Source organism: Clostridium sp. HV4-5-A1G, from assembly GCF_900184915.1.
In the GTDB taxonomy this organism is placed as follows: domain Bacteria; phylum Bacillota; class Clostridia; order Clostridiales; family Clostridiaceae; genus Clostridium_B; species Clostridium_B aromativorans.
In genome coordinates this window covers 1-9,094 of record NZ_FXYI02000148.1, presented here as the reverse complement: position 1 = coordinate 9,094, position 9,094 = coordinate 1, and the positions used below count along the sequence as shown (strand labels likewise).

9 protein-coding genes and 1 other annotated feature are annotated in these 9,094 nt (G+C 33.8%); of the genes, 7 read left to right on the top strand and 2 right to left on the bottom strand.

The genetic code is table 11. From position 1 onward, the window contains the following. Positions 1–70 precede the first annotated feature (70 nt). Positions 71–616 (top strand): NADH peroxidase, encoded by a 546-nt coding sequence (locus J5G60_RS14020; RefSeq protein WP_150358682.1) that lies wholly within the window; start codon positions 71–73, stop codon positions 614–616. A gap of 196 nt (positions 617–812) precedes the next feature. Further along, positions 813–1,646, top strand: coding sequence for a YihY/virulence factor BrkB family protein (locus tag J5G60_RS14015; RefSeq protein WP_150358681.1), 834 nt, complete (start codon positions 813–815; stop codon positions 1,644–1,646). A 36-nt stretch (positions 1,647–1,682) separates the two neighbouring features. Here J5G60_RS14015 and J5G60_RS14010 read toward each other — a convergent pair whose 3' ends face one another. Beyond that, positions 1,683–3,074: an FAD-dependent oxidoreductase gene (locus tag J5G60_RS14010; RefSeq protein ID WP_150358680.1), complete on the bottom strand. Its 1,392-nt coding sequence runs from the start codon at positions 3,072–3,074 to the stop codon at positions 1,683–1,685. Positions 3,075–3,301: 227 nt separating this feature from the next. Beyond that, positions 3,302–3,543: a binding site (T-box leader), on the top strand. 100 nt (positions 3,544–3,643) lie between these two features. Between J5G60_RS14010 and cysK the strand changes: the two genes are divergently transcribed. From cysK to nth, 5 genes are all read left to right on the top strand, one after another. Further along, positions 3,644–4,555 carry a cysteine synthase A gene (cysK, locus tag J5G60_RS14005; RefSeq protein ID WP_150358679.1) on the top strand — a complete coding sequence of 304 codons (912 nt, stop codon included), beginning with the start codon at positions 3,644–3,646 and terminating at the stop codon, positions 4,553–4,555. A gap of 99 nt (positions 4,556–4,654) precedes the next feature. Beyond that, positions 4,655–5,248 (top strand): serine O-acetyltransferase EpsC, encoded by a 594-nt coding sequence (gene epsC, locus J5G60_RS14000; RefSeq protein WP_150358683.1) that lies wholly within the window; start codon positions 4,655–4,657, stop codon positions 5,246–5,248. 25 nt (positions 5,249–5,273) lie between these two features. Beyond that, entirely contained in the window at positions 5,274–6,248 is a 975-nt protein-coding gene (queG, locus tag J5G60_RS13995) for a tRNA epoxyqueuosine(34) reductase QueG (RefSeq protein ID WP_150358678.1), read from the top strand. A gap of 60 nt (positions 6,249–6,308) precedes the next feature. Further along, positions 6,309–7,028, top strand: coding sequence for a lysophospholipid acyltransferase family protein (locus J5G60_RS13990; protein WP_150358677.1), 720 nt, complete (start codon positions 6,309–6,311; stop codon positions 7,026–7,028). Further along, a complete protein-coding gene (gene nth, locus J5G60_RS13985; RefSeq protein ID WP_150358676.1) occupies positions 7,025–7,687 on the top strand; it encodes an endonuclease III in 663 nt (220 codons plus the stop codon). Before J5G60_RS13990 ends, nth begins: the two co-directional genes overlap by 4 nt. A 71-nt stretch (positions 7,688–7,758) precedes the next feature. Here nth and J5G60_RS13980 read toward each other — a convergent pair whose 3' ends face one another. Then, positions 7,759–8,997 (bottom strand): competence/damage-inducible protein A, encoded by a 1,239-nt coding sequence (locus tag J5G60_RS13980; protein ID WP_150358675.1) that lies wholly within the window; start codon positions 8,995–8,997, stop codon positions 7,759–7,761. Between the last annotated feature and the right edge of the window lie 97 nt (positions 8,998–9,094).

The window sequence follows — 9,094 nt, the reverse complement described above, 5'->3', positions numbered from 1 at the left end:
ATATAATAATAATTGTTCAAAAGAGTTAATAAATTAATTACATAAAATAAATTTTAGGAGGAATTTTATTATGAAAAAATTTGTTTGTTCAGTTTGTGGATATGTTTATGAAGGAGAAAGGGCACCTCAAAAATGTCCTGTATGTGGTGCGCCGTCAGATAAATTTGTGGAAAAATCCGAGGATTCAGCTGCTTGGGCAGATGAGCATAAAATAGGTGTTGCCAAAGGAGTGGATCCTCAGGTATTAGAGGGATTGAGAGCTAATTTTACTGGAGAATGTTCTGAAGTTGGAATGTATCTTGCCATGAGCCGTCAAGCTGATAGAGAAGGGTATCCAGAAGTTGCAGAAGCATATAAGAGAATAGCTTTTGAAGAGGCAGAACATGCATCCAAATTTGCAGAATTATTGGGAGAAGTGGTAGTACCAGATACAAAGAAAAATTTGCAGATGAGAATAGAAGCAGAAGCTGGAGCATGCAAGGGTAAAAAGGATTTGGCAACGCTGGCGAAAAAATTAAATTATGATGCAATTCATGATACTGTACATGAAATGTGTAAAGACGAAGCAAGGCACGGAGCTGCATTTACAGGGCTGCTGAATAGATATTTCAAATAAATTCTAGTAATATTTAACATTATTCCCCCAAAAAAGGAGCTGTAGCATGATTATGCTGCGCTCCTTTTTGAGTTATTTATAATTTAGCATTTAAATGGAGAAATTATAATATTAGTAAAAATGCAGCATATTATTTATAGTATGAAAATCAAGAAAATTATTTAGTAGGCTAGTACATGAAAGGGGGAATATGTAGTTGAAAAAAAATACTGTATATAAAATAAAAGAGCTTATCTTTAGATTTATGGAAGACGATGTTCTAGCACTTGCTTCTCAGCTTGCCTATAGTTTGATATTTTCTTTTTTCCCTTTCCTTATATTTATTATAAGTTTTATAGGGTATAGTGATGTGAGCAGTAGTGATATACTTACAGTTTTGAGCTATATATTACCTAAAAATGTACTGGAGTTAGTAGAGAGCACAGTTCTCAGAATTACAGTTACTAAAAATACTCAATTGATATATCTGAGTTTAATTTTTACAATATGGGCTTCTTCTGGAGGGTTTCATGCAGTGATAAAAGGACTCAATAAGGCATACAATCAAAAGGAACACAGATCCATAGTAAAGATATATACTGTAGCTATATTGTGCACTCTCGGAATAACGATCATAATGATAATTACCATATTATTTTTGGTATTTGGGCAGATGCTTGGAAGTTTAATAGCTTTTAACCTTGGATTTTCTGAAGAATTTAATTTTATATGGGATATATTGAGATATGTAATTATATTTGTTTCTACAGTATTTATTTTTTCTGCAGTTTATATCTACACTCCCAGTATAAAACTTGTATGGAGAGAGGTAATTCCAGGGGCGGTGTTTTCCACAATTAGTATTGTGATAATATCCATGATTTTTGCATTTTATGTCAATAATTTTGCCAATTACTCTATAATCTACGGCAGCATAGGAGCCGCAATAGCTCTTCTCACCTGGCTTTTTATTCTGGCTGTTATAATAATATTGGGGGGAGAGGTCAATGCAGTGCTGTTTAAACATGAGAAAAAAACAAACCGACTATAGTTATAAGAGTCGGTTTGTTTTTTTCAATTTAAAGAATTAAATGAAAGGGTTTTCTTTTATTATATCCTGCATACATTTTTTATTCTGTATTGCTAAAATAATTTTGCCGGATTTTTTTGTATCTCCCATTAATATTCCACCTATTAACTTATTGTTTTCAAAGAATAATTTTTGATATTTTCCAGCTGGTGCATCTTTTAAAGTCAGTGTCTGAGATTCCGATGAAATATCACCACATGAAAACAAGTTTACGTTCATTGAAGTAAAAAAAGAAGAGGATATAAAGTCTGAAAAATGTGATTCGTCTCCTGAAGCATTAGCTCCAGCAACTTTACCCATGTTTTCAGAAGCAGGCCAATTTCCGTAAACTCTCCCATTGTATTGGCAGATGTCCCCACAGGCATATATATCTTTTATAGAGGTCTCCATTTTATCATTTACTATGATGCCTTTATCTGTTTTTATATCTGTATTTTCTACCAGTTGTTTGTTGGGACGTATACCAACGGAAAACAGCACCATATCGGCTTTTATAATTTTACCGCTTTTTAATCGTACACCGGTTACCCTTTCTTCTCCCAGTATTTCTTCTGCGGAATCTCCAAGTATTATTTCTACCCCGGATTTATCTACGGCTTCTTTAAACATCAAAGCACTCTCGGAATCTAATTGTCGAGGAAGCAGTCTATTTGAAAATTCGACTACGGTAGTGTCTAGACCGAAATTTTTAATTGACCAGGCAGCTTCAAGCCCTAAAAGTCCGCCTCCTATTATAACCGCATTTTTAGATTTGGACATATAGTTTTTTATATTTTCTGCATCTGACTTATATTTTAAAGTGAATACTCCATCCCTATCTTTACCTTTTATTGGAATTACAAAGTTATAGCTGCCATTTGCAAGTATGAGTTTGTCGTATGGAAATTCCTGCCCTGTCTCTGAAGTTATTTTTTTTGATACTGTATCAACATTTATTATATTGCAGTTTAGAATGAGCTCTATGTTGTTGTCTTTATACCAATTTTTATCGGAAAGGTAAAAGTCTTTATCAGGTATTGATTTTAAAAGATAATCTGAAAGTTCAGGCCTGTAGTAGGTTAAAAAATTTTCAGAAGATATGATTGTTATACTGCAGCTTTTGTTTCTTTTTCTTACGGAATCGGCAGCATAGTAGCCTGCAGCTCCGTTTCCAATTATTACAAAGCGTTCGTTTTTATCTGTGCTAAAATCTACAGGGCTTTTTTCAGATACTTCCACAAATTGACTGGAATCAGCACCGCATACCGGACATACCTTAGGTGGTTCCTCGCCTTCAATTATTATTCCGCATACGAGGCACTTCCATTTTTTCACGGATGCAAAAGATTTACCTTCGGAATTTTTAATTGCATTGTCATTGATTTTTTCCCCAAATTTATAAATTGACATCAGTTACCTATATCCTCCTTTTAATGTACTGGTTTTTACTTTGATTTGTTATTATTAAATAATTATTATTAATATTTATTATAATACATGTGATAAGCAAAATCAACCAAATTTCATATTTTATATTTGTACTTTGAGCTTTGAAATAAATTATGAATATATAAAAAAATATTGACAAAAATCCAGGTAGTTGTATAATATATAATATAAATCATAGTAAATTACTCAGAAATGCTTTGAAAAAGAAAAGTAGCTTAAATGAAATTTTACAGAGAGAAAACTGTGTGCTGAGAAGTTTTTTAATGGAGTTTAAGTGAAGTGCTCTTTGGAGTTATGGGCCGAATTGACAGTAGGTTACATCGGGATCACCCGTTATAGTGATAGAACATAGCGCTGTGTTCGATTATGAGTGGGTTCTTTATGGGAACCAAAAAGAGTGGAACCACGGAGCATAAACTTCGTCTCTATAGAAAATGTAGAGAGGAAGTTTTTTTGACGTCAAAATCAAATGTCATTGAAGTTATTAGGATAATTAAATTATTTAAAAAATTTTTGGGAGGAAAATAGTAATGATATTTAATAATGCTATAGATATGATAGGAAATACACCTTTGTTTAAATTGGATAATTTTAAAGAAGAAAATTCAGCTGATATATATGTTAAGCTTGAAAAATATAATCCGGGAGGAAGCATTAAAGATAGGGCTGCTCTTGGAATGATTGAGAGGGCCGAAAGAGAAAAACTTATAGAACCGGGAGGTACCATAGTTGAACCCACTAGCGGCAATACAGGTATTGCCCTTGCCATGATAGGTAAATTAAAGGGATATAAAGTGATAATTGTGATGCCGGAAACCATGAGCGTAGAGAGAAGAAATATGATAAAGGCTTATGGAGCTGAATTGGTTCTCACAGACGGAATCAAGGGAATGAAAGGCGCTATAGAAAAAGCTTATGAAATTGCTAAGGACAAGGAAGGTTACTATATACCACAGCAATTTGTGAATATAGCAAATCCTCAAAAACATTATGCAACTACAGCTGAAGAAATATTAAGTGATTTAAAGGATGTGGATGCATTTTTAGCTGGTGTTGGTACCGGTGGAACGTTAATAGGAGTGGGAGAGAATCTGAAAAAGAGGAATAAAAATACTAAAATAATTGCTGTGGAACCTGCGTCATCACCAGTTTTATCAGGTGGTCAGCCAGGTCCACATAAGATACAGGGTATAGGTGCTGGATTTATACCAGATATATACAAATCGGAACTGGTAGATGATATTATTACAGTGACAGATGAATTGGCGTTTAAGTATGCCAGACTTATGGGAAAAGAAGAGGGAATATTGGTTGGAATATCTTCAGGAGCTAATATAGCAGCAGCTATACAAGTAGCCCAAAAATTGGGGAAAGGCAAGAAAGTGGCTACGGTGGCACCAGATGGAGGAGAGAAATATCTTTCCATGGGATTGTATGATTAAATTGTATTAAATTCCTGTATATTGGACATCTTTTTGCAGAGAGCACTTCCCTGTGAAAAGATGTTAAATGGAAATAAAAGTAATGGGGGTGACATAATGATAAAAAATCCATTCAAACTATTAGCTTATGATATTAAAAATGCCATGAAAAATGATCCAGCAGCTAGAAATCCAGTAGAAGTATTTTTAGTATATCCTTTTATACATGCTTTGATCCATTATAGAATATCTCATTTTTTTTATAAGAAAAAATTCTTTTTTATTGCCAGAGTTATATCACAGATATCCAGAATGTTCACTGGTATAGAAATTCATCCTGGAGCTAAAATAGGTAAAGGATTGTTTATTGATCATGGAATGGGAGTTGTAATAGGAGAAACTGCAGAAGTCGGGGACAATGTAACATTGTACCACGGAGTAACTCTGGGGGGAACAGGGAAAGATACGGGAAAAAGACATCCTACTATTGGGAATAATGTATTTATAGGAAGCGGCGCAAAAATACTGGGACCTATAGTTGTAGGGGACAATGTTAAAATAGGAGCTAATGCAGTGGTCTTGAAAGATATACCTTCGGATTGTACCGCAGTGGGTATACCTGTGAGGATTATATATAGGAAAAGAGCAGAAGTTATAGAAATAAAAGACTATGCAGGAGATAAAAAAAAGATATATAATGAAATGGTGATATAAAATTCCTGTAGGAGTAGGTGAAATATTGGATTGTAAAAGAGAAATATTAAATTATTGTCACAGTATAGGTTTGGATACTGTAGGCTTTACCAAATGTAGAGTGTATACTGAACTGGAAGGATATCTCTGCTTTAGGAAAGAAAATTTACTGGAAAGTGAGTTCGAAGAAAAGGATATTAAGAAGAGGATTAATTCTTGTGAATATATGGACGGGGGAAAGACAATAATATCTGTTGCCTTTCCCTATTTATTTAAAAAGGATCATATACAAAAAGATATAAAATTTTCACTATATACCAGGGGAAAAGATTATCATAAAGTTGTAGAGGCTTATTTAAAAAAAATATGTGGTTATATAGAGAGTTTAGGTGGAAAAACCAGATATTTTGTGGATAGTAATTTTTTGCCTGAAAGATATATAGCTTTTCAAAGTGGAATAGGATTTATAGGGAAAAATAATATGCTTATTACGAAAAGATATGGATCCTATGTATTTTTGGGTGAGATAATAACTGATATAGAGGTAGAAAGTGACATCCCTTTGAAAAGTAAATGCGGGAATTGCAGTTTATGCCAGACTGCATGTCCTACAGGGGCCATCTGTGGGAACAGGGATTCCAATAAGTGCATGTCTTATATTACCCAGAAAAAAAATGTAGATAGTAAATGGTTCCCAATATTTCAGGGAAGACTATTTGGATGTGATACATGTCAGGAAGTGTGTCCATATAATGGCGATATTATTTATTCAAATATAGAAGATTTAAGACCTTTCAATTTCATGGAGAGAGTAGATTTAAACGAGATTGTCAATATTGATAAGAGCACATTTATCGAAAAATATTACAATACTTCCTGTGGATGGAGGGGTAAAAATATTATTCAGAGAAATGCTATAATAAATGCACTTATGCTGGGCAAAAATGTTGAGATAAAAAATATAAAATCTTCCTATATAAAAGATTATTATAATAGACTTTTACATGTTTTGAAATTATAATTTATATGATGACATTATTTTAGGATTATATTATATATAAAAGGGAAGGTGGCTTTATCTATGATTTCTCCATGGATGGCTAAGCTAATTGGATGTCTGCCTCAGGGATTAGTAAGGTATATTTCGAAGAAAGTGTTAAATGGCTACTTAAATAAATATGCGACTATAGAAGTTAAAGGTATGGAGCATTTAAATGAAGTTAAAAGGCCTATTGTATTTATATGTAATCATTTAAGTAATTCAGATGCATTAGTTCTTAGCGACGTATTTAAAAAAGAAAATTTAACTTTTGTTGCAGGGATGAAATTGAATAATGATTGTCTTACCAAACTTGGAATGAGCATGACGAAAACTATAGTTATAAAACCAAATTCTGCAGATAAAGGGGCCATTTCCAATATAGTAAAGGCAATTAAATCCGGTGAAAATATGCTTATATTTCCTGAGGGCACGAGGAGTAGAACATCTACTATGAACAAAGGGAAAAAAGGGATAGTGCTTATACAAAAATTATCTAAGGGAAGAATAGTTCCCATAGGAATATGGGGAACTGAAAAGCTTTTACCTATAAATGATAAAGGTATGGCTTTGGAAAGTTTTCATCCTGCCAAGGTGACAGTAAACATAGGAAAGGAATTACATGTACCAGGTCGAAACAAGGATGAGGAAAAACATGAATATGAAGATAGAGTAATCGATTTTTTCATGTATGAAATAGCAAAGCTGCTTCCTGAAAAATATAGAGGAGTGTATAGTTTTAATGAAGGTGATAAAAATTGAACAAACGAATTGTAAATACAATATTAAAAATATTAAGTGAAACATATCCAGAAGCAAAATGTGCATTGAAATTCGGATCTCCTTATGAATTATTGGTAGCTACAATGCTTTCGGCTCAATGTACCGATGTTAGAGTAAACAAGGTTACAAGTGAATTGTATAAAGAATTTAATACTCCTGAGAAAATGGTTTCATTGACAGAAGAGGAGTTAGGAGAAAAAATAAAAAGCTGTGGCTTTTTTAGGAATAAAAGCAAGCATATATTGGAAGCAAGTAGAACGATTATGGAAAAATATCAAGGTCAAGTTCCCGATACGATGGAAAAATTAATCACATTACCTGGAGTAGGCAGAAAAACTGCAGATGTGGTTTTATCAAACGCTTTTGGAGTTCCGGCCATTGCAGTAGATACCCATGTGTTTAGAGTATCTAATAGACTTGGAATAGCAAGGGGAAATACTCCTCATAAAGTTGAGATGGAGCTTATGAAAAATATACCTAAGGATATGTGGAGTGATTCTCATCATTATTTGATATGGCATGGAAGACAGATATGTAAATCTAGAAAACCCGATTGTGAACATTGTCCTGTGGCTCCCTACTGTGAGTATTTCAATCATCCTGAGGATTATGAGAAGGATAAAATTAAAAAGAAATAATCTGTAAAATTCAGCATTCAAAGAGGGTATAATGTTGTTGAGAATATTATACCCTTTCATATTTAATGCGTCTATATATTCATGATTTCCCTTCGTACCCAATCCAGGGCACTCATAGTTGCTCTTTTTCTTATGGTGGCTCTATTGCCAAAGTATTGAAATTTTTTGACTTGTGTTTTACCTCTGATGTAAAGTCCCATATAGACCAAACCTACGGGCTTTTCTGGGGAGCCTCCGTCAGGGCCGGCAATTCCAGTGGTAGCTATGCCTATGTCAGTATCAGAGGTTTTAGCTATGCCTTCAGCCATTTCTCTTGCGGTTTCATAGCTTACAGCACCATATTTATCTAGAGTTTCCCTTTTGACACCAAGCCTGTTGATTTTGGCTTCGTTGCTGTAGGTAACAGCTCCTTCTTTAAATACTTTTGATATTCCCGGATAATTTACAAGTTTTGCAGCTATCAGTCCTCCGGTGCATGACTCGGCAGAGGATATGGTATAGTCTTTATCTATAAGCATCTTGCCCAGTACTTCTTCTATTTTTACATCATCCTCTCCATAAATATTTATCCCAAATATTTTTCTGAGTTTGGATTCTACAGGTTCTATGAGAGTTAAGGCTTCATCTTCTGTAGAAGCTTCTGCCGTAATTCTAAGTATTGTATCCTCTTCTTTGGCATAAGGGGCTACAGTGGGATTAGTACTGTTGTTTATGATGTCCGATGCCATTTCTGCCATGATACCTTCTCCTATTCCAGATATTCTAAGTGTCTTTGATTTTATTATCCCTCTGCTGTATTTCTTTAAAAAAGGCTCTACATATTCAGTAAACATAGGTGCAACTTCTCTGGGGGGACCTGGAAGTATTATGAGGGTTTTATTTTCTACTTCTAAGATACATCCAGGAGCTGTACCGTGAGGGTTGGGCAGTATTTTAGAACCTTTAGGGAAATAGGCCTGTTTTATATTATTGCCTTTAGAATAGGATCTGCCCATCTTATTGAAATGATCCTTTAAATCCTCCAGTGATTTTTCATCTAGGATGAGCTCTCTGTTGAAAAATTTAGCACTTGTTTCTTTTGTCAGATCATCTGGAGTGGGTCCAAGTCCTCCTGTTGTAATTATAATATCCGATCTTTTAAAACCATTCTCTAATTCATCTAAAAGCCTTTCTGGGTTATCCCCAACTACGGATTGATGAAATACTTCTATACCTAAATTTGCCAGATGTTTGGATATGAATTGGGCATTGGTATTGACTATATCTCCAAGTAAAATTTCTGTTCCTACACATAGTATTTCAGCTTTCATGCATTTTTACCTCCGTCTTTATTATTTGAAGTATTACTACATATTTATACAATTTTATGATACCATAAAATTATATTTATTTTGAAAGTCATATAAT